General features: G+C 58.5%; 1 protein-coding gene. It reads left to right on the top strand.

Annotation, left to right across the window (positions count from 1 at the left end):
- The first annotated feature begins 121 nt into the window (after nt 1–121).
- Nucleotides 122–1,243, top strand: a complete 1,122-nt coding sequence (locus ACFDR9_RS27735; RefSeq protein ID WP_409033081.1) for an ISAs1 family transposase — start codon at nt 122–124, stop codon at nt 1,241–1,243.
- Nucleotides 1,244–1,263 lie beyond the last annotated feature (20 nt).

Below are 1,263 nucleotides of genomic sequence, written 5' to 3'. Positions count from 1 at the left end.
CAGGGCGATTGCATGAAGGCGGAGCCGAGGCGATGAGCACAGCTTGTAGGTATCGCTTGTAAACTCTTTGAAAAAGGCGTTTACTCTCGATATTTGGGCGAGAAAAATGACAATCGGACCGATGTCGCTGCTGGAAGCATTCGATGAATTACGCGATCCGCGCGCGCGCGAGTGCGCATATCAACTGGACGAATTGCTGCTGGCCGCGATCTGCGCCGTCATCAGTGGAGCGGAAAGCTGGACCACGGTTGTGGAATGGAGCGAAATGAAGCTCGAGTGGCTGCGTCAGTACCGGCCGTTCGCCAATGGCATCGCCTCGCACGACACCTTCGGACGCGTTTTTTCCCTGCTTGACGCGAAGCAGTTCGAATCGTGTTTTGTACGCTGGATGGGCGCACTGTGTCCGTCGCTTGAAGGGCAGCACATTGCCATCGATGGCAAATGCGTGCGTGGTTCACACGATGGCAAACAGAGCGCCATTCATCTGGTGTCGGCGTGGAGCAGCGCGAGCGGCGTCACACTTGGGCAGGTTCGGACCGCCGACAAGAGCAACGAGATCACCGCGATACCGGAATTATTGGATACCCTGGACGTCAAAGGCGCCATCATCACAATCGACGCGATGGGGTGCCAGCGCGACATCGCCGCCAAGATCGTTGCCAGCGGCGCCGACTATGTTCTGGGTGTGAAGGACAACCAGCCCGTCTTGGCCGAAGCCGTCAAGCTGTGGTTCGACGCCGCCGACGCAGGCAAGATGGATCGTCCATTCTGGGAGCACATCCAGACCGAAAAAGATCACGGACGGATCGAAACCCGGCGCTGCCTTGTCACCAACGACATCGCTTGGCTCGTTCAGCAAAAACAGCATTGGAGCGGGCTGCAAAGCCTCATCATGATCGAGTCGACGCGCGAAATCATCGGGCGAAACAGCACCGGAACAGCCAGCGTTGAACGCCGCTATTACATCAGCAGCTTGCCGGCCAAGGCTGCAATGTTGGGCAAAACAGTACGGGCGCACTGGGGCATTGAAAACAGCATGCATTGGGTGCTGGACGTCGCATTTCGCGAGGACGGCTGCCGCGTGCGCGTTGGCGACGCGGCGCAAAATTTCGCCATCCTGCGCCGCATTGCCCTCAACCTGCTGAAGAACGAGAAAACGACGAAGCTCGGCGTCGCCTCCAAGCGCCTAAAGGCGGGCTGGAACGCCGACTACCTTGGCAAGGTGTTGGGCCTGGCCATCTGATCCTTCATGCAATCGCCCTG

Source organism: Janthinobacterium sp. CG_23.3, from assembly GCF_046115965.1.
In the GTDB taxonomy this organism is placed as follows: Bacteria; Pseudomonadota; Gammaproteobacteria; order Burkholderiales; family Burkholderiaceae_D; genus Janthinobacterium.
This window is presented reverse-complemented; position numbering and strand designations above follow the sequence as displayed.